The organism is Hyphomonas oceanitis (genome assembly GCF_036964545.1).
Lineage (GTDB): Bacteria > Pseudomonadota > Alphaproteobacteria > Caulobacterales > Hyphomonadaceae > Hyphomonas > Hyphomonas oceanitis.
In genome coordinates this window covers 14035-34974 of record NZ_JBALTL010000006.1, presented here as the reverse complement: position 1 = coordinate 34974, position 20940 = coordinate 14035, and the positions used below count along the sequence as shown (strand labels likewise).

Below are 20940 nucleotides of genomic sequence, written 5' to 3'. Positions count from 1 at the left end.
AATTGCTGGAGATCCTCGCGTGACACGCCACTTGTTCATCGGCCTGACAGCCCTCCTGCTTGCCGCGTGTGCGCCAAAGGCTCCACCTGCAGAGGATGCGCCCCTGCCAGCACCCGAGATCGTCCTTCCAGACTCCCGAGAGGGCGTGGTGACAGACCGCTTCGCCCGAATGGCGCTGCAATGCGTCCACAAGGAATACCCGAACAAAATCAGCCACGTCATGAACAGCGATGCCGACGCGCAGACCCCGCGCCAGCTTCACCCAGCTTTCTATGGCTGCTTTGATTGGCACTCGTCGGTGCATGGCCACTGGTTGCTTGTGCGCATACTCAACACCGATCCATCGACGCCCTACAAGGATGCGATTGTCACCGCTCTGGGGCAGAGCTTTACGCCTGAAAATATCCAAGGCGAACTCGCTTATTTCAAAGCGGAAGACCGCGCGAGCTTTGAGCGCCCCTATGGCACCGCCTGGCTCCTTCAGCTGATGACGGAACTGCGCGAATCCGAACTGCCAGAAGCAAAAAACTGGGTGACGACGCTCGAGCCACTTGAGGCCTTTATCACCGACGAGACATCCACCTGGCTCACGAAGCTCGCTTACCCCATCCGCATCGGCACGCATAATCAGACGGCATTTGCCTTCGGACTCATGCTTGACTGGGCCAAGGCCTCAAATGCTGGTGCCTTTAGTGCCCAACTGACGCAGAAGATTCTCGAATTCCACGCCAACGACAGGAACTGCCCCCTCGCGTACGAGCCTTCGGGTGAGGACTTTTTGTCACCGTGCCTGATGGAAGCCGATCTTATGCGCCGAGTCATGACATCGGATGATTTCGCCAAGTGGCTCACGGCCTTCCTGCCACAAATCCCGGCAGACGGTAGCGCCAACTGGCTTCTGCCCGGCGTGGTACTCGACCCCACGGATGGTAAGCTTGTCCACCTCGATGGCGTGAACTTGTCCCGCGCCTGGGCGCTCGATGGCATTGCCAGTGCCTTGCCCGAAGGTGATCCGCGCGTTCCCGCTTTGCGCGCCGCAGAAGAAGTGCACAAGCAGACAGGTATCGCCGCGGTTAGCGACGAGCACTACTCCGGCAGTCACTGGCTCGCGAGCTTTGCGACCTATCTGGAAACGCGGCGCGGGATAGACTCGCAATGAAGCTGCCTATTGGCCCCGGTGCACTCGTCGCTGCGGCCTTTATCGGTCCGGGAACGGTCACGACCTGCACGCTGGCTGGCGCCAGTTTCGGCTTCGCCCTTATTTGGGCGCTCGTCTTCGCGACGCTGGCCACAATGATCCTGCAGGACATGGCGGCCCGTCTCGGTGTCATGGGGCGTGTGGGCCTTGGGGAGGCCCTGGTCGGTGGGGCAGGTAACCCGATGCTTAAATGGGCCGCAGCGGGCCTCGTGCTTGCTGCACTCGCGCTCGGTAATGCCGCCTATGAGGCAGGTAACCTGGCAGGCGGTACGCTCGGCCTTCAGGCCATCATCGGTGAGGGCGATGATTACCGCAGGCCCTTGATCCTTCTACTCGCAGCCATCGCCGCCCTTGTGCTGCTTATTGGGCGTTACAAGCTGATTGAGCGGATCCTCGTCACACTCGTTATCATCATGAGCCTCGCCTTTGCTGGGAGCGCGATCCTCGTCAGACCTGATATCGGTGACATGCTTGGCGGGCTGGTGCCGCGCGTACCGGAAGCGGGGCTTCTGACTGCCATAGCCCTCATCGGCACAACGATCGTTCCGTACAATCTCTTCCTTCATGCGGCCTCTGCACGTGAGCATTGGCCTGATGCCACCGCCAGAGCCTTGCAAGAGGCCCAGACAGACACGCGCGTATCAGTGGGCCTTGGCGGCCTTATCTCCATCCTCATACTCACCACTGCCGCGGCCAGTCTCTTTGGCAGTGGCCAGCAGATATCCAGTGCGGTCGCGATGGCTGGGGCGATAGCGCCGACTTATGGAGAGGCCGCGCGTTATCTCGTCGGAATCGGGCTCTTCGCTGCTGGCCTCACGTCTTCCATTACGGCGCCGCTCGCCACCGCCTATGCCCTCAGCGAAATTGCCCGCAAGCCGCGCAGCGGTCCGCTCTTCAAGGCGGTCGCGCTGGCTGTCCTTACGGTCGGCACGCTGGTCGCACTGATTGGGTACAAGCCTATAAGCCTGATCCTCGTCGCGCAGGTCGCGAATGGTATACTGCTGCCCATTGTGGCGATTTTCCTCCTCGTCGCAATGAACCGTCGTTCATTGCTTGGCGACAGGATAAACGGCCCGCTTGCGAATGTGCTCGGCGGCCTCGTTATCGTGATCACGCTTGGGCTCGGCCTGCGCCTTGTTCTTCGCGCGCTGGGGGTGTGGTCATGAAGAAGACTATCTGCCTGAATGCCGATATCGGCGAACTGCCCGGAAGTAACGCTCGGGCGCTTGACCGGGCGATCCTCGACGTCGTCAGTCGCTGCAGCATTGCCTGTGGCGGCCATGCGGGCGATCAGACAAGCATGGCAGCGACCGTGAAGGCCGCTTATGCGCGCGGTGTCCTCATGGGGGCTCATCCCTCTTATCCCGACAGAGAAGGGTTTGGCCGAAAGCCGATGGCCATGTCGCGTGAAGACCTTTCGGCCACGCTTTCCCAGCAGGTCCGCGCGCTGGCCGCCATAACCCGCGAACGCGGGGCGAGTCTCAGTCATCTCAAGCCTCATGGCGCCCTCTACAATACGGCTGCGGGTGACGAAGGCATTGCCCGTACAATAGTCGACGTCACCATACAGTCCAGAATTCCGCTTCTAATCGGCCCACCCCGATCATGCCTCGAAAGCGCTGCTTCAGACGCCGGACTGGATTATCTGTCCGAAGGCTTTGCTGACCGCGCCTATGAAACATCGGGCGCCCTCATGCCACGCTCTACGACTGGCGCAGTCCTCGAAACTGATGCAGAGCGCATCCGTCAGGCCGTTCAAATAGCAGCAACAGGCAAGGTCAGCGCGCGCACTGGCGAAACAATAGACCTGCCGGTCCGCACGATTTGTGTTCATGGGGATACGCCCGGCGCTCTCGCGAGCGCCCTGGCCATTCGTGATGCACTGAATGCTGCGGGCATTGAGATCGCCGCGATCACTCCATGAGCCATCCGATTATCACGTTTTGTGGCGATGATGCCCTACGCATTGAAGCGCCTGTTCAATCGACCCGTCTTGCTCGCGCGCGCCAACTGCAGGATTCAGGTGAATGGATCGAAGTCGTTCCAGGTCGGCGGGACATCACGGTCCAATTTGATCTTCACACCGATACACCTCAGTCCGCTCAGAATCGCTTGTCGCTTGCCGTGTCGAAGCCTTTGCTGTCCGAGGCGCATTCGATGCAGGAGGTCAGGCTGCCGGTGCATTTCGGAGGAGAGAGTGGGCCTGATCTTGGGGGCATCGCACACAGTCTGGATCTGTCCGAGAGCGATCTCATTGCGCAACTAACCGCAAAGCCGCTGGATGTTGATATGCTCGGTTTCACCCCTGGCTTTGCGTATATGTCAGGCTTGAGCGAGGAATTGGAAATCCCCCGACTTTCTCAGCCGCGCCTGCAGGTGCCGGCTGGTTCCATAGGTCTTATCAGCGGACAGTGCGGACTATACGCGCTAGCAGGTCCCGGTGGCTGGCCGCTCATCGGACGGACGGATGTTTCCCTATTTGAGCCATCTGCCGATAATCCCTTTCGGCTGCAGCCTGGTATGCAGGTCCAGCTTGTTGATGCGGACGCATCATGAGCATCACTATTCTGCAATCGGGCGTTCAAATGACGCTTCAGGGTGCGCCCCGTATCGGAACCCGCCATCTTGGCGTCCCTGCCAGCGGACCCGCTGATCCGCTCTCCATGGCACTGGCCAATCGTCTCGTCGGAAATGCAAGTGACGCGACAGCCTTCGAGATCACCTTTGGCGGAGCAGGACTTTGCTTCAATACGCCAGTCAGTTTCGCGCTTACCGGCGCACCAGCATCTCTGACGTTAAATGGTGAACCTATAAAATCACACGTAACTTACGCTGCCCACGAGGGAGATGAGTTGCAGATCGCTCCAGCGACACAGGGTTGCCGTATCTACGTCGCCGTTGCCGCGGTACTTGAGGCTAGGCGCTTCCTCGGAGCCACCTCGACTTATATTCCGGCTGCACTCGGTGGGCACGAGGGCAGGGCGCTCAAGGCCAATGACCAGATATCCATGGCATTCGTCCGTCTTGTGCCAACGCAGACTACACCGGATGACCTGCAACCTGTCTGCAGCAACAGCTACACTTTACGCGCCTTAGAAGGCCCTGACTTTTCCTTGGTCTCGGCCGACGTTTGGGATGAAATCTATACGGCGACGCAGCGAGCCAGTCGGATGGGTGTTGAACTAACGGGGACCTTTCCAGAGGTCGGGCCAGATGCCAATCGACCGAGTTCGGCCATCTGGCCGGGGGCCCTGCAGTTGCCACCGGGTGGACGCGGCTTCCTGCTTCTCGCTGACGCGCAGACCACAGGTGGCTATCCCCACATCCTTCAGGTCGCTCGGGCCGACCTACATCTTCTGGGTCAGATGCGGCCGGGTGACAGGGTGCGTTTCCTGCGCAGGACGCACGAGCAGGCATCGGAGGCCTTGCGTGCCAAGCAAGCTCTGCTCTCAACGTGGCTGCCGGACTTCGCGCTCTAAATTTACTCTGACGAGAGCGGCTCCGCAGTGTGCCAGGAACGCGCTACTTCTCAAGGCCTTGCTCTCCATTGTCGGGCAGAGGGCGATCCTCGTCCACGAGTATGCGGTTCGCGGCACCATCCGGATCGTCAAACTGCCCCGAGCGGGCCGCCCAGAGGAATGCAACAAGCCCCACAAGCCCCATGCCCAAAGCAATTGGTATAAGGAATATCAATCCTGCCATCAGAGGGTCTCCCGCATCGCATTGAGTCGAAGGGCATTCAGCGAAACAAGAATGGAGGAGGCAGACATCGCCACGGCTGCCACCAGTGGAGTTGCATGTCCGGTAATCGCGATAGGCACTGCGATAACATTGTAGGCTGCCGCAAATGCGAAGTTCTCGATCATGACCGAGCGCGCCTGTTTTGCCACACTTATAAGGCGGGGGAGGGCGGCTAGACCGCCGGAGTAGATGGCATCACTCGCAGACTGGCTGACATCCATTGCACCCCCAGGTGCCAAAGAAGCATGGGCCAGAGCCAAGGCGCCAGCATCATTCAGGCCATCGCCTACCATGAGGACTTTATGACCTTGCGCTTGGAGCTCTTCCAGTCGATTGACCTTGTCACGTGGGGAAGCTGCAGCTGACCAATGATCGACTTTCAAAGTCTGCGCGACACTCTCGACAGTTTCAGAGCGGTCGCCTGAAACGATCTCTACTCCGTAACCGGCTTTCTGAAGGCGGCCGATCGTTGTGGCTGCGTCGTTCAGGACGTGATCCTGGAATTGGAAGTGGACGGGTGTTTTACCTGCCTGTGAGAACCACAGTGAGCTGCGATCACTTTGCCCGGAATCCACGCTGACCCATTCAGCTGAGCCCAGCCGGGCAGGCGCGCCGTGAACAATTCCTTCCAGCCCCAACCCCGCAAACTCGCGCGCGTCCGACGCGACCGGTCCAGCCCCGGCTGCTTCGACGATGGCACGCGAAAGAGGGTGCCGGCTCGCACGGGCAAGCTCCGCTGCGGCTTGAAGAGCCTCCGGCGAAATCTGGCCGGATAATTTGGGCGTTCCAAGCGTTAGCGTGCCGGTCTTGTCGAATATGATGTAGTCACATTGGGCGATCCGCTCGAGCGCATCGCCGGATTTGAGGAACGTGCCGGAACGGAAAAGCCGGCCCGCCGCGACGACTTGCGTCACAGGGGCCGCGAGTGCCAGGGCGCAGGGGCACGTAATGATGAGCGTCGAGACGCCAATGAGAAGCGCCTCATTCACACCCATGCCCGCGAGCAACCAACCGATGAAGGCGAGCAGGGCTGACGTGTGAACAAATGGGACGTAGAGCGAGACTGCCCGGTCGGCGATACGCCGATAGGTCGAACGGCGCTGTTCGCCAGCTTCAAGCATGCGGGCAATGTCGGCAAGGAGAGAGTCGCTCGCCGCCGCTAGTGCCGTCCCGGTCAGAGGCTGTGACAAGTTCACTGTGCCCGCCAGAAGGTGCATTCCCGGTATTGCCCTGCGCGCAAGGCTTTCACCTGTGACGAGGCTTTCATCAATGTCGGATATGCCTCGATCGATCTGTATATCGACGACGGCGCGCTCACCGGGTGCTAGTAATATCTGGTCACCGGGGCTGATCTCACTTGCGCGAACGGAACTTGCTTTCCCGTTCGGACCCAACCGCATTACCGTGCGATGCGCCATCGCAGCCAGATCGCGCGCTGAGGCGTGGGCTTTACGGCGCACCCTTGCCTCAAGGAACCGACCGATGAGCAGAAAGAACAGTAGCATGACAGACGCGTCGAAATAAGCGTCCGCTCCGCCGCGCAAAGTCTCGGAAACACTCACACAGAATGCGATCACAAGCGCCAGGGAGATAGGGACATCCATATTGGCGTGACCGCGTTTCAGCACATTCCAAGCTGAAACGAAAAACACACGCCCTGAAAAAATGATGGCCGGCAGGGCAATGACGCCCGATAGACCGTGCAGCATCGTCCGGGTTGTTTCACCCATTTCTCCCACGCCGGCCCATATGGAGACTGACAGGAGCATGATGTTGGCCATAGCAAAGCCTGCAACACCGAGCGCAATCAGCAGGCTGCGCTCTTCGCGCTGCTCATCGGAGGCGCCTTGGTCCTGATCGCGCGGGGAAACTCCGTAGCCAAGCTCAGCCACTGCGGTGACTATTGTGGGGGCCTTTAGGCTTCCACGCCATCCCACTTCAAGATCTCCGGTAGAGAGGTTGAGACGGGCACTTTCCATGCCCGGCAGGGTTTTGACCGCACTTTCTATCCGGTTGATGCAGGCTCCGCACTTTGCACCTCGGACAGTGAGGCTCAATCGGTTTTGGCCGTCAACGCGACGGACAAAAGCCGATGGATCAGACAGGCTCGGAGCTTCAGATGGCGCCAGTCCGCTAGGGCATCCTGTAACCATATTGGTATCCAAAAGGCTCATTTCAGAATGATCTTCTTGACTGCCTGGAAAGGAACTTCCGCATCGCCATCATGTATGTTGGTATCGATTATGACGTGCCATGCACCCTCCGCGAGCAATGGAAGGGAAGCTTGATACTCACCCCCACCAACTGGGGCCAGTGTGAGCACTATGTCGCTGTTCTGCGTCGCGGCGCGTCGTATTTCGGCTGTTACCGGACCGGCGGCCAAGGCGCTGCCGTCAGGCCCCAGAATACGGCAGATCAGCACATCGCCGTCATCGGTTGCCAGGAGACCCACCTCACTGCGCCAACCCATCTTTTCCTGATATGCCTGTGCAGATAGCCTGTCATTGAAATGAATGCCCTGCAGATAAGAGTGATGCACATCCTCACCAGGAAATGACGTAATGGCGGCCCACAGAAACACGCCATTTACCACGAACATCAGGCCAAAGAATCCCATCATCCAGAACAGGACATGGTGGCCTTTCATAACCTTCGAGGGTTTGTTCATTGTGGGTGAAAGAGTAGCCATCATTTTGCTCCTGCGGTGACAAAGGCGGCGGTGCTTGTATGTGTTTCGCCCGTTTCTGGGTCCTGAATCGTAATAACGAGGGACGTGCGGTGTGGGCGTTCGGTCGGTGGAGCTGTGACCAACATGCGGAAGCGGTCGACGCCGTATTGCTCAAGCGGCAGCTGCACTTCCATGCCATTTTCAGGTTGAGCCAAACCAATGATCTGCAATTGCGCGCCGTCCAAACCTGATATGGAAATTTCGGCGTTACGTGCGATAGTTGCCTTGTTGACGATTTTTAGCGTGTAGCCATTGCGCACACTGCCATCTGCCAATTGCACGAACGGTGGTGAGCGGTCTTTGAGGACGCTCACCTGAAAAGTCGGCTTCTGGGCCAGGCCGACAAGTATAAGTGCGCTAATTGCGATCATCAGAACACCATAGAGAATGGTACGTGCCCGAAGCAGCTTGTATTTGGGCGTGCCGCCAGCTGCACGGGTAGCGACGGCCACGTCAGTGTCATAGGCGATCAATCCGGTCGGCCGATCCACGCGTTTCATTATGTCGTCGCATGCATCAATACAAAGTGCGCAATGGATGCATTCCAGCTGTGCGCCGTCACGTATGTCGATACCCATCGGGCATACCTGTACGCATTGCTTGCAATCGATACAGTCGCCGCGTCCCTCAAACCCTTGGTCTTTGTGGAGGGCGCCGCGTGGTTCACCCCGGTCGTAGCGATAAGTCACGTTCAGCGCGTAATCATCTGTCAGGGCGCCCTGAATGCGCGGCCACGGGCACATATAGGTGCACACCTGCTCGCGCATCCAGCCCGCGAGAAAATAGGTCGTGAATGTCAGGATGCCCGCGAAGAAATAAGCCGTAAGCGGCGCCTCGCCCTTGAAGAATGTCCGCGCGATCGTCGGTGCATCATGCCAGTAGAGGATCAAGGCGCCGCCCGTCAGGAAGGCGATCAGAAGCCAGACAAGATGCTTGCCTATCTTCCGCGCAGCTTTGTTGAGAGTCCACGGCGCCTTGTCCAGCCGCATACGCGCTGCCCGGTCTCCCTCGAATGCGCGCTCCACCCAGATATATAGATCGGTCCACACAGTCTGTGGGCACGTATAACCACACCATGCCCGCCCAATCAGCGAGGTGACAAGGAAAAGCCCCAAGGCCGCAAGGATGAGCAGACCAGCGAGATAATAGATCTCCTGCGGCCATATTTCGATGAAGAAAAAATAGAATTTCTCGCCTGCAAAGTCCGCCAGTACTGCCTGATCCGGAATACCCTCGCCGCGTTGCCAGCGTATCCATGGCAAAGCGTAATAGATGCCAAGCGTACAAGCCATGACGATCCACTTCACCATCCGGAACTTGCCGTGCGCAAGTTTCGGATAGATCTGCTTGCGCCCTTCATAAAGCGAAGGCGGTTGCTGTCCCTTGTTCGCAGGTTTGGCCGTGTTCGAGATCAGGTTCATGATGAAACCTATTCACCCCCGCCAAGCGAGTGGACATAAACTGCGAGTGCCTTGATCGTTGGGTCATCCAGTCGGCCCTGCCATGCAGGCATGTGCGCATTCCGGGCATTTGTGACCGTAGCGCGAATATCTGCCGGCTCGCCCCCGAACAGCCATTCCGCATCGGTCAGGTTTGGCGCGCCGACCAAGCGGCTGCCTTTGGCATCTGCGCCGTGACAGGACACACATTGCGAAGCGAACAGCACTGATCCACGAGCAGCCGAGTCCGCATTCGTCTGACGGTCCGAGAAGCTGAGTACATGCTGTACTAGGTCATCGATCTGTGTGGAGGTCAGCAAATTATCGCGGCCGAATGCAGGCATCGCAGACATACGTGTCAGGTCGTCTGAATCGTGCCTAATACCGTGACGTATGGTTTGCTCGATCCCGTCGAGTGTCCCGTCCCACAGCCACACATCGTCCGCGAGCATGGGATAGCCCTTTGCTCCCCGGCCACCTGAGCCGTGGCAGGTCGCGCAATTGTCGCCAAATGCGCTCTCGCCCATCGCCATCGCGAACTGTTGCAGGTTCAGATCATTCTGAATCTCCACCAGTGAAGCACTCATCAGCTTCTGAGACGCCACACCGCGCTCCGTGCGCATGGCCGACACTTCTTTCGTCACTTCAGCGCGGTCCGATTTTCCAAGCAGGCCGGGCGTGTTTGTCCCACCGAGACCCGGCAGGGCAGGCCACGCAGGCATCAGGATCATATAGATGACCGCCCAGAAAATGGTCGCGTACCACACAATCAACCACCAGCGGGGAAGTGGATTGTTCAGCTCCTTGATGCCGTCCCAGGAATGGCCGGTTGTTTCGACGCCGCTGTGCGGATCATATTCTGTGTTTTCGTCACTCATCGCCGGGTTCCTTGTCTTCGAGCGGCAGGTAGGCTGCTTCACGGAATTTCGTTTTGTTGGTTGGCCAGAGCGCATAGACGAGCGCGACGGCGAACATTGCGACAAACAGGGCAAGACCCCAGGTTTGAGCGAAATGGGAAAGTGTCTCGTACATCTCTTGCTCCTAGCGCCGATTGCTCAGGTCGTCGGCTTCATAGGTCGAGAAGTCGACAAGCGTGCCAGTCATCTGCAGATAGGCGATCACGGCATCCATCTCGGTAATGCGCGTGCGATCGCTATCGAAGTCACCGATGGTGATGGTGCCTTTGCGACCGGATGCTTGTTCGTACCGTGCCACAAGTGCGTCCTGGCTATCATAGTCAGCATCAGGGTCGACTTGTGCGATGAGGTCGGTCTTCGCGTTCTCGATCATGTCGTCGGTATACGGCACGCCTTCAAAACGGAGTGTCTTCAGATGATCTGCGATATCATCGAAGTGAAGCGTATTGTCCGACAGGAATGCGTAGGGCGGCATGATGGATTCCGGCACCACCGACCGTGGATTGGTCATGTGGTCGAGGTGCCACTCGTTCGAGTATTTGCGCCCCACGCGGGCAAGGTCCGGCCCGGTCCGCTTCGAGCCCCATTGGAAGGGGTGATCGTACATGCTTTCCGCAGCTAGCGAATAGTGCCCGTAACGTTCGACTTCGTCTCGCAGCGGCCGCACCATCTGGGAGTGGCACGTATAGCAGCCCTCCCGGATATAAATGTTGCGACCTGCCAGTTCGAGCGGCGTGTAGGGCCGCATGCCCTGCACCTTCTCGATCGTATTTTCAAGATAGAACAAGGGTGCGATTTCGACGAGGCCACCTATGGCGACCACGACGAGGATACCAACGGTCAGGAGCAGAGAGTGGCGCTCAAGAGCCTGGTGTTTCTGGAAAAGTCCCATGTGTCCGGCTCCTATTCGGCAGGCTGAAGGGCTGGCGTACGGTTGGGCTCGGTGACGGCGACATCTGCCGCCTCACCATGTCCCAGCGCCGTGCGCACAAGGTTGTAGGCCATGATGAGGGCACCGGTCAGATACAGGCCTCCGCCCACGGTACGGATCATGTAATTGATGTGCTTGGCATCAACGGTCTCGATGAAGCTGTATTCAAGGAAGCCGTATTCGTTGTACGCGCGCCACATCAGGCCTTCGATGATGCCTGCAAAATAGAGGGCGACGATGTAGAACACGATGCCGATCGTCGCGAGCCAGAAGTGCCATTCGACCAGCGATTTCGAATACAGGGCAGGGCGTTTCCACAGCCATTGTGTGAGGCAGTAGAGCGCGCCGAAGGAGATGAACCCGACCCAGCCCAGTGATCCGGAGTGGACGTGCGCAATGCCCCATTCTGTATAGTGCGACAGCGCATTCACAGCGCGAACACTCATCAGCGGACCTTCAAAGGTCGACATGCCATAGAAGGCCAGAGACACGACCATCATGCGGACAACGGGATCCGTACGGAGTTTGTCCCAAGCGCCCGACAGCGTCATGACGCCGTTGATCATACCGCCCCAGCTCGGCATCCAGAGCATGATAGAGAAGGTCATGCCCAGCGTCTGCGCCCATTGGGGCAACGCTGTGTAATGCAGATGGTGAGGGCCAGCCCAGATATAGATAAAGATCAGTGACCAGAAGTGTACGATTGAAAGACGGTAGGAATAGACTGGCCGCTGCGCCCGCTTCGGGATGAAGTAGTACATGATGGCCAGGAAGCCGGTCGTCAGGAAGAAGCCGACCGCGTTGTGGCCATACCACCACTGCGTCAGTGCATCCTGCACGCCTGAGAACAGTTGGTAGCTCTTGGAGCCAGACAGGTTCACCGGAATCGACAGGTTGTTCACGATATGAAGCATCGCAATGGTGACGATGAAGGAGAGATAAAACCAGTTGGCCACATAGATATGCGGCTCTTTGCGCTTCCACAGCGTGCCGAGGAAGACGAGCAGGTACGCTACCCAGACAATTGTCAGCCAGAGGTCCGCATACCATTCAGGCTCTGCATATTCCTTCGACTGGGTCACACCCATCAGATAGCCGGTGCCGGCGATAACGATAAACAGGTTGTAGCCCCAGAAGACGAACCAGGGCCAAAGTCCGCCTGCAATCCGCGTGCGGCTGGTGCGCTGGACGACATAAAAGCTGGTTGCGATCAGCACGTTGCCGCCGAAGGCGAAGATCACGGCCGATGTGTGCAATGGGCGCAGGCGGCCGAAATTAGTCCAGCCAAGGTCTGGAAAGTAAAAGATGTTCGGCCAGGTCAGCTGCAGGGCGATAATTACGCCGACAAGAAAACCGGCAATCCCCCAGAACATGGCGGCTGCGACGCCGAACTTGACGATGGTGTCTTCATAGAAAGACTCATCGAATGGATTTCTGCCCGTTAGTCCGCCCGCCCATATGCCGATAGACAGCAAGGCAAAGGCGGTCAGGAAGAAGAATATCCAGGCATGCGCTTCCATCATTGGATCGATCGCATTCGCAGCGATCAGTAGTGATCCCAGGCATGCGATGCCAACGAGTGTCGCCACGCCGGCAATGCTGCCCGCAATTGACGACCGCGGCTTTGTGATTGTGCTCACCGAATTTGCCCCTTTTTGTAGACCTGCTTCGAATTGGTCGCAAAATGCGGGGAGCCGCGCTCAGGTTGTATACGGGTTGTTACGGATGGGCCCGGCTGTCGCACCTTCGTAGGAAACAGCCACAGAGAAGGAGGACTCCATGTTCAGGATCGCGCAATTTTTGCCTGGAATCATCTTGTTGTTGGTGGGGCTCACCAAACTTTGGACGCATACTAGGTCTTTGGAGGCTTTCCTTGCTGTCCGTTGTGGACCTGAAGGCATCTCTGCGGCCGGTCATAGCTCCATTTCTCTTTGGTCCACAATGCTGCGCGGGCACTGCTGGGGGTGCCCTGTCGCCTTGACCGGTGCGGCTTTGATTGTTGCTGCAGCAATGGTCTGGGCAATGCCGCCAGCTATGCTTAAGTCGCGTATTCGCTGGGCAGGACGCGTTGCTGGCCTTAGGTAGGTCGCTGGACGCCACACGAATAGAAAAGGGAATCTGATGAGCACCGAATCACCTGATGGTGCCAAGGCTATGCCGTTGAATTCTCCTGATCTCGCGACATTACAATCCCACTTGGCCTCGATCTTGGACTCAGTGCCTGACGGCATGATCGTGATCGACGAAACAGGTCGGATCGTTGCTTTCAGCCGCGCCGCTGAAGCTCTTTTTGGTTATACGGCTGCTGAAATCATGGGTCGAAATGTTCGCGAGCTGATGGCGGGTCGCGATGAGAGCAATCACGACAAATATATCCAGAATTATCTGCAAACAGGCGAGCGGCGGATCATCGGCATCGGCAGGGTCGTCACGGCCCGGAAAGCCGACGGTACGCTTTTCACCATGGATCTGAAGATCGGCGAGGCGAAGATTGGTGATCATTGGCTTTTTACTGCATTCGTTCGCGACCTTACCGAACAGCGCAAGGCAGAGATGCGCATGCGAGAGATGCAGTCGGAACTCGTCCACTTTTCACGTCTCAGTGCCGTCGGTACGATGGCGTCGGCGCTTGCTCACGAGCTAAACCAGCCATTGACCGCCGTTGCCAACTATCTTGAGGCTGGCCGCGATCTGCTGGATCGACCCGGTGACGATTCGCGTGAAACTCTACGCGAGGCCATGGATGAGGGCGCGAAGCAGGCTGTACGCGCTGGAGACATCGTCAGGAAACTTAGAGGATATGTTTCCCGCGGGGAAATTGATGGTCGGTCTGTTGACCTTGGGCCACTGCTGAATGATGCGACAGCACTAGCCAGGCTGTCCATGAACTCGTCCGATGTGCCGATTCTTCTAAGGGTCGCGCCGGGACTTGAGAACGTCATAGCGGATCCAATCCAGATTCAGCAGGTCGTGATCAATCTTGTGCGAAATGCACAGGAGGCGCTGACCAGGATTGCCAGCCCCCAGATATCGATTGAGGCGTCACCAGGCCCACAGGGATTCGTCAGCGTCTCAGTAATCGATAACGGGCCGGGGCTAGATCCTGAAGTGCAGTCCATGCTGTTCAAACCATTCACGACATCGAAATCCGGAGGCATGGGGCTAGGCCTGTCCATCTGCCAGACAATCGTCGAGGCCCATGGCGGCACCATCTCCGCTGAAAATGTTCCTGGCGGCGGCACGTGTTTCAGGTTCACACTTCGTGTTGATCCGGCTATTCATGCATCATGAGCGACCAGAGACTGATACACCTTGTCGATGACGACGAAGCCGTGCGCCATTCGGCCAGCTTCATGCTGCGTCATGCGGGATTTGCGGTAAAAACGTATCAGGATGGCGTGACATTCCTCGAAACAGCCCAAGAGGCTCTTCCTGGCTGCATTCTGCTAGACGTCCAGATGCCCCACATGGATGGTCTTGAGGTTCAGGAGCATCTCAACAAGCTTGGTGTCGCACTTCCTGTGATTGTGCTCACAGGCCACGGGGATGTCGAGGTAGCTGTGCGGGCAATGAAGGCTGGTGCTGTCGATTTCGTCGAAAAACCATATGAAAAACAGTCGCTTGTGGGCGCCCTTGAGCGCGCCTTCGAGCGTCTGGAAGCGCGTAATTTCCAAGATGTGATGATGGACGAGGCGAAGGGCCGCGTCGAGCGCCTTACGCCTCGAGAGCGGGACGTTCTTGTGGGCCTCGTTGACGGGCTGACAAACAAGATGATCGCTGAATCGCTCGATATCTCGCCCCGCACGGTCGAGATACATCGCGCCAATCTTATGGAAAAGCTCGACGCGACAAGCCTTTCCGCTGTTTTGCGTATCGCCTTCGCTGCAGGCATTGGCCTCGATACGGCGCACGAAGCGTAGGGGCTTTTACTTAAAGACGACGCGGTGATGCTGAGCCATCCTTGAGAATAACCGGCTCTCAAAAGGAACAGCATGTCGCAATCCGCAGAGACAGAGACGCAGTTTTGGATTGCTGTTGTCGATGACAATGAGCCGGTTTGCCGCTCGCTTTCACTTCTGCTGCGATCAAAGGGCTATGGCGTAACGGCATTCGCCAACGGACTGGCCTTTCTTGAAAGGGAGCAGGCGCAGGTTTTCAATTGCATCCTGATCGACTTCAAGATGTCGCATCATGACGGTTTCGCGTTATTGCAGGAGCTGCGCGCTGGCGGCGATGACACACCAGCGATCATGATAACGGGCTGGCAATCGCCCGACCTCCTGCGGCAGGCTCTGCAGGCAGGCTTTGAGGATCTCATCTACAAGCCGATGCTGGACGACACGCTACTGGCCGCGATTGATCGTGTGCTGCTTGTTTGAGTCTTTCATCGATGTTCAGCAGAGAAGGGGGAAGGGATACGCTTGCGCGGACGAGGATTAACAAGTTCCTAATCTGCTCATGTGGGAACGGCGCTGGCGAAGTCCGCTTGAGCTTCGGACAGCATGTGCGCGCAATGTATGCGACTTGAAAATCGAACTGATTTGCAATCCGTGTGGTCATGGAAGACACTAACCTAGAGTCGCATAATCATCATTATGGGAAATTAAGACATGCGGGTTGTCAGGCGCTGAACGGGATTTCCATGCCGTCGTAGCCTGGCTCCACGCCTACAGGCAGCTCCCTCTGCAGCGTCTTGTAGTCCAGATCCACATGCATGTTGGTCAGCACCGACCGCGCAGGTTTCAGCTCGGCAATCCAACCAAGCGCCTTCTCCAGATTGGCGTGTGATGGATGCGGCGTGTAGCGCAGCGCGTCGACGACCAGCACATCCAGTCCACTCAAATGCTCCAGGCTCTCCTCAGGCAACTCGTTTACATCGTTGCAGTAAGCGAGTCCGCCAATCCGGAAACCGCAACACCGGATCCGCCCGTGCTCCATGTCGACCGGCAAGAGCGTTATGTCTCCGCCAGCGCCGCTGATTGTAAATGGCTGGTAAGGAATGATGTCCGGCATTGTCTGCAGGATCGGTGGATATCCGCCCATACCCTCGAAGGAATATTGGAACCGGGTGGCAAGCGACTGGCGGGTCACCGCATCCATATGGGTCGGTATGGGCTTACGCATCATGTTCACGAGCGCTCTGACATCGTCGATCCCGTGCGTCTGGTCTGCATGGTCATGCGTATAGACCAGTGCATCGAGTGCGCGGACATTGGCCGCGAGCAATTGCTCGCGCAGGTCAGGTGACGTATCGATCAGGACGCGCGTCATCGCGCCGTTAGTGCCCATTCTGTCAAGCAGAGCCGAACAGCGCATGCGCCGATTACGGACCTCGTTCGGATCGCAGATACCCCAGTCTCCACCGACGCGCGGCACACCGCCGGACGAACCGGTGCCCAGCAAGGTCAGCCGATGGTCCAATCCGCTCATGCGTCGACTTTCGCAAACAAACGCCGCGCATTGTCCTCAGTAGTCGCTTTCACCGCGTCCACCTCGAGGCCTTTGAGCTTAGCAAGCGCTTCTGCCACGTGCTGCAGATAGGCTGGTTCGTTGCGGCGTCCCCGCATCGGCATCGGCGCAAGATACGGACAATCTGTCTCCAGGATCAGGCGCTCCATTGGCACGTCAGCAATCACGTCTCTCACTTCACTCGCGCTCTTGAATGAGAGAATACCTGAAACAGATACAAACGCTTCCAGTGCCAGTGCGCGCTGCGCAAGCCGTGCACCGCCCGTGTAGCAGTGCAGCAGCGGTACAAATGGCGACACCGCGTATTCCTCTTCGAGCATGTCGCCCATCAGATCGTCGGCTTCCCGCGTATGCAGGATGAGCGGCAGGCCGGATTGCCGCGCTGCCTCGATATGTTTGCGCAGGCTGGCGATCTGGGCATCCTCAGCGCTGTAGCCGTAATGGAAATCCAGACCTGTCTCGCCAATCGCCACGACGTCCTTACGTGTTGCGGCTTCAACCAGCTGGTCGACTGTCAGGTCGGGAAAGTCCTTGGAGTGATGCGGATGGACACCTACCGAGCACCAGATGTCATCATTCGCTGATGCAATCGCATGGACCGCTTCGAAATTGTCCAATCGGTCACAGATCGCCAGGAACCGGCTCACGCCTGCTGCGCGAGCGCGCGTAAGGACTTCATCGAGGTCCTCGGCGAATACATCGCCGTGCAGGTTCACATGTGTATCGAACATGGGAGATGCCTTAACCTTGCCCAACCACAGAATAAAGGCCCGCGATCACCTTGGCGGCCGTCTGCGATGCCTCCATGTTGAGTTCATCCGCTTCACCGAGCAAACGCGATGTTCTGAGCCACGCATCGGCGGCGGCCGGATTATCATCGGCCTTGTCTGCCAGCCACCCCAACACTTCAGCGCTGAACGCTTCCATGGCCACCGCGTCGGCATTCGCTGTCTGGAGCGCAGCCGTCAGCAGCGCGTCATTCGGTTTCGGCATGCCGCGCAGCAGGGCCCGGGCCGCATTGGCCGCCTGCAGGCCTGCCGGGCTGGACAAGCGAATGCCCAAGCCCGGACGGCCGCGCGCGAGGCCCAAGGACTCCTTCGGCGCATCTACGGCCTTAAGCACAGCCGCCGTGTCCTCGTCGGACAATCGCTTCAGGCGCAATGTGCGGCAGCGCGAGCGAATGGTCGGGAGAATGGGTTTCGAGCCGTGATTGATCAGGAACATGATGCTGGAGGCGGGTGGTTCCTCCAGCGTCTTGAGTAGCGCGTTGGCGCCGTTCCGGTTCACCTCGTCCAGCGCATCAATGATCCCCACGCGCCACCCGCCCATGGCGGGGCGCAGCGTAAAGAAATGGTTCAGGTCGCGGATCTGGTCGACAGTGATATCCTGCCGGGGCTTGCCCTTGTCATTGAGTTCAATCTGGACGGTACGCTGGTCCGGATGGCCGCCTGCTAGGTAGGCCTGCATCACTGGATCATCCTGTGGCGCATCGAGCGGGCTGTTTGCGGGCCCGCGTGCGCCCAGCATATACGCCGCCAGTCGCATGGCGAGCCGTGTCTTGCCAATACCGGCCGGGCCTTCGATCAGCCAAGCATGATGCAGCTTGCCACTTTCATTCGCTGAGATAAACGCCGTTTCAGCGTCCTTGTGGCCAATAAGGGGTAAGGCCGCGCTCATGGCGCGCTCGCACGTTGCGCCGACAACAGAGCTTTAATTTCTTGCCAAGCACCCTCTGCGACCTGCTCAGCCGTTTGGCCGGCATCTATCAGGCGGCACCTGGCTGGATCCGACTGTGCAAGCGTCTGGAAAGCGCTGCGGACCGCTTCATGGAACGTCGACGGCCGAGCTTCAAACGCGTCGGTTTGTGCTCCCCGGCTCGTGCGGCGGGCGTCGGTTGCGCTTTTCGGCGCATCAAGCACAAGCGTAAGATCCGGCCGCGTATCTGCTATCACGGCGGCTTCGATCTTCAGCAGTATATCCTTGGCGACGCCGCCTTTGACACTCTGGTATACCAGCGTCGAATCGGAAAATCGGTCCGAGATCACCCATTTCCCATTCGTCAGCGCCGGACGGATCAGCTTGTCGAGATGATCACTCCTGGCCGCATTCATCAGCAAGGCTTCGGACATCGACGACCAGCCGTCGTTTTCAGGCGGACGCAAGGCCAGCTCGCGAATGCGCTCAGCCAGCGGCGTGCCGCCGGGTTCACGTGTCGTGACAACGTCTATGCCCATGCCCCGCAACCGCTCAGCAAGCGCCATCTGTAACGTGGATTTGCCAACGCCTTCGCCGCCCTCAAGGGTGATAAAGCGTCCGGTCAACCTATCAGCCACCATTGCCAGAAATGAGTGCACTCAGGCCGGCAATGGCTTTTCCGAAGAAACCGATCTTGTTCACATCAGCCTCTGCGATGATCGGCGCTTCAACCGGCGCGCGGCCTTCCAGCGTCACGACGAGGCGGCCCACGCGGTCGCCCTTTTTCACGGGCGCCTCCAGTGCCTTGTCGAGTACGATCTCGGTCTTCGCATTTTCGAACGCAGCCTTGTGCCCGGCGATCAGCATGGGCTCGGCCAGCGATACCGGCACCAGGCCCTGTTGGCCCAGCCACACCTTTTGCTCCGGCAGCGAGACGCTTTCAGGAGCGATCGTCTTCAATTCGAAGCTCTGGAAGGCCAGACGCAACATGCGCTCAGCTTCCGAAGCGCGTGCGGCCATCGTCTCCATTCCATTGATGACAATTGTGCGCCGGACGCCGTCACGCTCGGCCGAGCCTGTAAGGCCATAACCCGACGCCTCGAGATGTCCGGTCTTCACGCCATCAGCGCCTTCAATGCCGAGCAGTGGATTGCGGTTCGGCTGGGTGTACTCGCGCCAGCTATACGAGGGCAGGCTGTACCATTTGTAGTATTCGGGGAAGTCATCCACGGTCATCTTGGCCAGAAGCGCAAGGTCTTCCGCCGAAATGACGTGTCCGACAGCTTCAAGACCTGTCGAGTTGAGGAAGTTCGCCGATTTCAGGCCTTTCTCATGGGCGAGATCCGTCATCCTTCGTGCGAAAGCTTCTTCTGATCCTGAAATGCCTTCGGCCAGCACGATGCATGCATCATTGCCGGACATGATTATCACTCCATGAAGCAATTCCTCAATGGTGGGCGTGTCCTTGGGAACCAGCCCCATGGTGGATGTACCGGAAGGGAACCCGCCGCGACGCCAGGCGTCCGCGCTGACCGTCAAACGGTCCGTCATCTTCAACTCGCCGCGCTTGATCATGTCGAACACCAGATAGGCAGTCATCATCTTGGTCATCGAGGCGGGGATCATTGGTTCCGCGCCATCCTTGGAGTAGAGGACTTCACCGGTGGCGTTATCCAGAATGACGGCATGCGTCGCAGGTGTATCGATGATCTGCGCGGTCGCTGGAGCAACGAGCAGCGTTAGGGCGCACATCGCGGCAAGAATAGGTGATCGGCGCTTCATTGGGCGAGGGCCTCCATTGCAAAATCAGAGGGCCAAACGACATTCGGCCCTTATTCCCGTGTAATCGGGAAAAAGGGCCGGTTTGTGGTCAGCGTCAATGGGGCGTTCTGTAGCCGGGCTTAGTTATCTTCAACAATCCGGCCATTGGCGATGCCGCTATCGGCCATTTGATCGCGCGCCTGAGCCGCAGAGTCACGGGTCGGAAACGGACCAACACGCACGCGAAAGTAATCCGCGCCGTTGACCCGTGCGGGCACAATGACGACAGGCATTGAACCACCAAGGCTTGCCTCAAAGTCCTGAGCATTCCCGATGTCTGCAAAGGCACCCACTTGGACAAAGTAGTCACCCTGCCCCATCGCAACATTCACGGCCCGAGCAGGCTGCGGTGCAGAAGCATACATGACGGGTGCACTGGCTGATTGTGTCGGCTGATAGCTCGCCAGGACCAGATTATTAGGCGCTTTCTCTTGTTGCGTCGTAATCACGGCACCTGATACCGGCGCCGGCCCAAGGTAACGCACGCGTACATTTGCCCGGTCGTCCGGTCCGAATGCCAGTGCGCTTGCGGCTTGTTTGGACAGTTGAAGCATGGCGCCGTCTTCGAACGGTCCGCGATCATTCACACGAACGACAACCGCCTTCTGCGTGTCGACATTGATTACCTGCACAAGGCTCGGCAGCGGCAGCGTCGGGTGGGCCGCCGTCAGGCCTTCCTGCGCAAAGACTTCACCATTTGCAGTCGGCAGGCCGACAAACTCGTCGCCATACACAACTCCTATGCCGGTTTCATCAAAAACAGGCGTCGATGTTGGCATTGCTGAGTAGACAGCGGCAGGAGTCAGATTCATGGGGGCGGGGGTCACACTCCCCTGCCCTGCGGAAACGGCAGATGCCAGCGTAAGGGATTCCAGAGGTTCCGAGGCAACAACAGGCACTTGGCGTGTCGCCGCGATCCGATCAGCCGTCACGGACGCATCAAACGCATCGGGTGTGACTGCCGCCTCAGTGATCTCTTGCTTTTGGGACATTTGCGGTGC

The 20940-nt window shown here is 58.3% G+C and carries 22 protein-coding genes; 8 read left to right on the top strand and 14 right to left on the bottom strand.

All coding sequences use genetic code 11. From position 1 onward, the window contains the following. The first annotated feature begins 19 nt into the window (after positions 1 to 19). Genes V7651_RS15710 through V7651_RS15690 form a run of 5 tightly spaced genes read left to right on the top strand, consistent with a single transcriptional unit; the run spans position 20 to position 4677 of the window. Positions 20 to 1159, top strand: coding sequence for a DUF2891 domain-containing protein (locus V7651_RS15710; protein ID WP_335613709.1), 1140 nt, complete (start codon positions 20 to 22; stop codon positions 1157 to 1159). Then, entirely contained in the window at positions 1156 to 2364 is a 1209-nt protein-coding gene (locus V7651_RS15705) for an Nramp family divalent metal transporter (RefSeq protein ID WP_335613708.1), read from the top strand. Before V7651_RS15710 ends, V7651_RS15705 begins: the two co-directional genes overlap by 4 nt. After that, positions 2361 to 3122: a 5-oxoprolinase subunit PxpA gene (gene pxpA, locus V7651_RS15700; RefSeq protein WP_035539109.1), complete on the top strand. Its 762-nt coding sequence runs from the start codon at positions 2361 to 2363 to the stop codon at positions 3120 to 3122. Before V7651_RS15705 ends, pxpA begins: the two co-directional genes overlap by 4 nt. Next, positions 3119 to 3754, top strand: coding sequence for a 5-oxoprolinase subunit PxpB (pxpB, locus tag V7651_RS15695; RefSeq protein ID WP_335613707.1), 636 nt, complete (start codon positions 3119 to 3121; stop codon positions 3752 to 3754). Before pxpA ends, pxpB begins: the two co-directional genes overlap by 4 nt. Further along, positions 3751 to 4677, top strand: a complete 927-nt coding sequence (locus tag V7651_RS15690; RefSeq protein WP_335613706.1) for a 5-oxoprolinase subunit C family protein — start codon at positions 3751 to 3753, stop codon at positions 4675 to 4677. Before pxpB ends, V7651_RS15690 begins: the two co-directional genes overlap by 4 nt. Positions 4678 to 4720: 43 nt before the next feature. Here the strand turns inward: V7651_RS15690 and ccoS are convergent, their stop codons facing one another. The 8 genes from ccoS to ccoN are packed head-to-tail and all read right to left on the bottom strand — an operon-like array spanning position 4721 to position 12474. After that, on the bottom strand, positions 4721 to 4900 hold the full coding sequence (gene ccoS / locus V7651_RS15685) for a cbb3-type cytochrome oxidase assembly protein CcoS (RefSeq protein WP_035539114.1): 180 nt from the start codon (positions 4898 to 4900) through the stop codon (positions 4721 to 4723). Next, positions 4900 to 7092 (bottom strand): heavy metal translocating P-type ATPase, encoded by a 2193-nt coding sequence (locus V7651_RS15680; protein WP_335613874.1) that lies wholly within the window; start codon positions 7090 to 7092, stop codon positions 4900 to 4902. Before V7651_RS15680 ends, ccoS begins: the two co-directional genes overlap by 1 nt. 17 nt (positions 7093 to 7109) lie before the next feature. Continuing rightward, positions 7110 to 7631 carry a FixH family protein gene (locus V7651_RS15675; protein ID WP_335613705.1) on the bottom strand — a complete coding sequence of 174 codons (522 nt, stop codon included), beginning with the start codon at positions 7629 to 7631 and terminating at the stop codon, positions 7110 to 7112. Next, a complete protein-coding gene (gene ccoG / locus V7651_RS15670; RefSeq protein ID WP_035539120.1) occupies positions 7628 to 9088 on the bottom strand; it encodes a cytochrome c oxidase accessory protein CcoG in 1461 nt (486 codons plus the stop codon). Before ccoG ends, V7651_RS15675 begins: the two co-directional genes overlap by 4 nt. An 8-nt stretch (positions 9089 to 9096) precedes the next feature. Next, positions 9097 to 9984 carry a cytochrome-c oxidase, cbb3-type subunit III gene (gene ccoP / locus V7651_RS15665; protein ID WP_335613704.1) on the bottom strand — a complete coding sequence of 296 codons (888 nt, stop codon included), beginning with the start codon at positions 9982 to 9984 and terminating at the stop codon, positions 9097 to 9099. Continuing rightward, positions 9977 to 10138: a cbb3-type cytochrome c oxidase subunit 3 gene (locus V7651_RS15660; protein WP_335590918.1), complete on the bottom strand. Its 162-nt coding sequence runs from the start codon at positions 10136 to 10138 to the stop codon at positions 9977 to 9979. Before V7651_RS15660 ends, ccoP begins: the two co-directional genes overlap by 8 nt. Positions 10139 to 10147: 9 nt before the next feature. Further along, positions 10148 to 10915: a cytochrome-c oxidase, cbb3-type subunit II gene (gene ccoO / locus V7651_RS15655; RefSeq protein WP_335613703.1), complete on the bottom strand. Its 768-nt coding sequence runs from the start codon at positions 10913 to 10915 to the stop codon at positions 10148 to 10150. A gap of 11 nt (positions 10916 to 10926) precedes the next feature. After that, positions 10927 to 12474: a cytochrome-c oxidase, cbb3-type subunit I gene (ccoN, locus tag V7651_RS15650; RefSeq protein ID WP_206741569.1), complete on the bottom strand. Its 1548-nt coding sequence runs from the start codon at positions 12472 to 12474 to the stop codon at positions 10927 to 10929. A gap of 601 nt (positions 12475 to 13075) precedes the next feature. Here ccoN and V7651_RS15645 point away from each other — a divergent pair. From V7651_RS15645 to V7651_RS15635, 3 genes are all read left to right on the top strand, one after another. Next, positions 13076 to 14245 (top strand): sensor histidine kinase, encoded by a 1170-nt coding sequence (locus V7651_RS15645; protein ID WP_035539131.1) that lies wholly within the window; start codon positions 13076 to 13078, stop codon positions 14243 to 14245. Further along, a complete protein-coding gene (locus V7651_RS15640; protein ID WP_035539132.1) occupies positions 14242 to 14874 on the top strand; it encodes a response regulator transcription factor in 633 nt (210 codons plus the stop codon). Before V7651_RS15645 ends, V7651_RS15640 begins: the two co-directional genes overlap by 4 nt. Positions 14875 to 14946: 72 nt before the next feature. Further along, the gene (locus V7651_RS15635) at positions 14947 to 15333 is read left to right on the top strand and encodes a response regulator transcription factor (protein WP_051624837.1); all 387 of its coding nucleotides are present in this window, start codon (positions 14947 to 14949) and stop codon (positions 15331 to 15333) included. Positions 15334 to 15574: 241 nt separating this feature from the next. Here the strand turns inward: V7651_RS15635 and V7651_RS15630 are convergent, their stop codons facing one another. From V7651_RS15630 to V7651_RS15605, 6 genes are all read right to left on the bottom strand, one after another. After that, on the bottom strand, positions 15575 to 16384 hold the full coding sequence (locus V7651_RS15630; protein ID WP_335613702.1) for an MBL fold metallo-hydrolase: 810 nt from the start codon (positions 16382 to 16384) through the stop codon (positions 15575 to 15577). Next, positions 16381 to 17154 carry a TatD family hydrolase gene (locus V7651_RS15625; RefSeq protein WP_035539137.1) on the bottom strand — a complete coding sequence of 258 codons (774 nt, stop codon included), beginning with the start codon at positions 17152 to 17154 and terminating at the stop codon, positions 16381 to 16383. Before V7651_RS15625 ends, V7651_RS15630 begins: the two co-directional genes overlap by 4 nt. 10 nt (positions 17155 to 17164) lie before the next feature. Continuing rightward, entirely contained in the window at positions 17165 to 18100 is a 936-nt protein-coding gene (locus V7651_RS15620; RefSeq protein WP_051624838.1) for a hypothetical protein, read from the bottom strand. Continuing rightward, positions 18097 to 18744: a dTMP kinase gene (gene tmk, locus V7651_RS15615; RefSeq protein ID WP_241767009.1), complete on the bottom strand. Its 648-nt coding sequence runs from the start codon at positions 18742 to 18744 to the stop codon at positions 18097 to 18099. Before tmk ends, V7651_RS15620 begins: the two co-directional genes overlap by 4 nt. Positions 18745 to 18748: 4 nt before the next feature. Next, a complete protein-coding gene (locus V7651_RS15610; RefSeq protein ID WP_035539142.1) occupies positions 18749 to 19900 on the bottom strand; it encodes a D-alanyl-D-alanine carboxypeptidase family protein in 1152 nt (383 codons plus the stop codon). 119 nt (positions 19901 to 20019) lie between these two features. Then, positions 20020 to 20931 carry a septal ring lytic transglycosylase RlpA family protein gene (locus V7651_RS15605; protein WP_335613701.1) on the bottom strand — a complete coding sequence of 304 codons (912 nt, stop codon included), beginning with the start codon at positions 20929 to 20931 and terminating at the stop codon, positions 20020 to 20022. Positions 20932 to 20940: the final 9 nt, after the last annotated feature.

Coding starts and splice junctions, on each gene's coding strand:
- pxpB (WP_335613707.1), top strand. CDS start 3,119: ATGAGCCATCCGATTATCACGTTTTGTGGCGATGATGCCCTACGCATT.
- V7651_RS15645 (WP_035539131.1), top strand. CDS start 13,076: ATGAGCACCGAATCACCTGATGGTGCCAAGGCTATGCCGTTGAATTCT.
- ccoS (WP_035539114.1), bottom strand. CDS start 4,900: ATGGCAGGATTGATATTCCTTATACCAATTGCTTTGGGCATGGGGCTT.
- pxpA (WP_035539109.1), top strand. CDS start 2,361: ATGAAGAAGACTATCTGCCTGAATGCCGATATCGGCGAACTGCCCGGA.
- ccoG (WP_035539120.1), bottom strand. CDS start 9,088: ATGAACCTGATCTCGAACACGGCCAAACCTGCGAACAAGGGACAGCAA.
- V7651_RS15660 (WP_335590918.1), bottom strand. CDS start 10,138: ATGTACGAGACACTTTCCCATTTCGCTCAAACCTGGGGTCTTGCCCTG.
- ccoO (WP_335613703.1), bottom strand. CDS start 10,915: ATGGGACTTTTCCAGAAACACCAGGCTCTTGAGCGCCACTCTCTGCTC.
- V7651_RS15690 (WP_335613706.1), top strand. CDS start 3,751: ATGAGCATCACTATTCTGCAATCGGGCGTTCAAATGACGCTTCAGGGT.
- V7651_RS15630 (WP_335613702.1), bottom strand. CDS start 16,384: ATGAGCGGATTGGACCATCGGCTGACCTTGCTGGGCACCGGTTCGTCC.
- V7651_RS15605 (WP_335613701.1), bottom strand. CDS start 20,931: ATGTCCCAAAAGCAAGAGATCACTGAGGCGGCAGTCACACCCGATGCG.
- V7651_RS15705 (WP_335613708.1), top strand. CDS start 1,156: ATGAAGCTGCCTATTGGCCCCGGTGCACTCGTCGCTGCGGCCTTTATC.
- ccoN (WP_206741569.1), bottom strand. CDS start 12,474: ATGGAAGCGCATGCCTGGATATTCTTCTTCCTGACCGCCTTTGCCTTG.
- V7651_RS15675 (WP_335613705.1), bottom strand. CDS start 7,631: ATGATGGCTACTCTTTCACCCACAATGAACAAACCCTCGAAGGTTATG.
- V7651_RS15640 (WP_035539132.1), top strand. CDS start 14,242: ATGAGCGACCAGAGACTGATACACCTTGTCGATGACGACGAAGCCGTG.
- V7651_RS15680 (WP_335613874.1), bottom strand. CDS start 7,092: ATGGTTACAGGATGCCCTAGCGGACTGGCGCCATCTGAAGCTCCGAGC.
- V7651_RS15625 (WP_035539137.1), bottom strand. CDS start 17,154: ATGTTCGATACACATGTGAACCTGCACGGCGATGTATTCGCCGAGGAC.
- V7651_RS15620 (WP_051624838.1), bottom strand. CDS start 18,100: ATGAGCGCGGCCTTACCCCTTATTGGCCACAAGGACGCTGAAACGGCG.
- ccoP (WP_335613704.1), bottom strand. CDS start 9,984: ATGAGTGACGAAAACACAGAATATGATCCGCACAGCGGCGTCGAAACA.
- V7651_RS15635 (WP_051624837.1), top strand. CDS start 14,947: ATGTCGCAATCCGCAGAGACAGAGACGCAGTTTTGGATTGCTGTTGTC.
- V7651_RS15610 (WP_035539142.1), bottom strand. CDS start 19,900: ATGAAGCGCCGATCACCTATTCTTGCCGCGATGTGCGCCCTAACGCTG.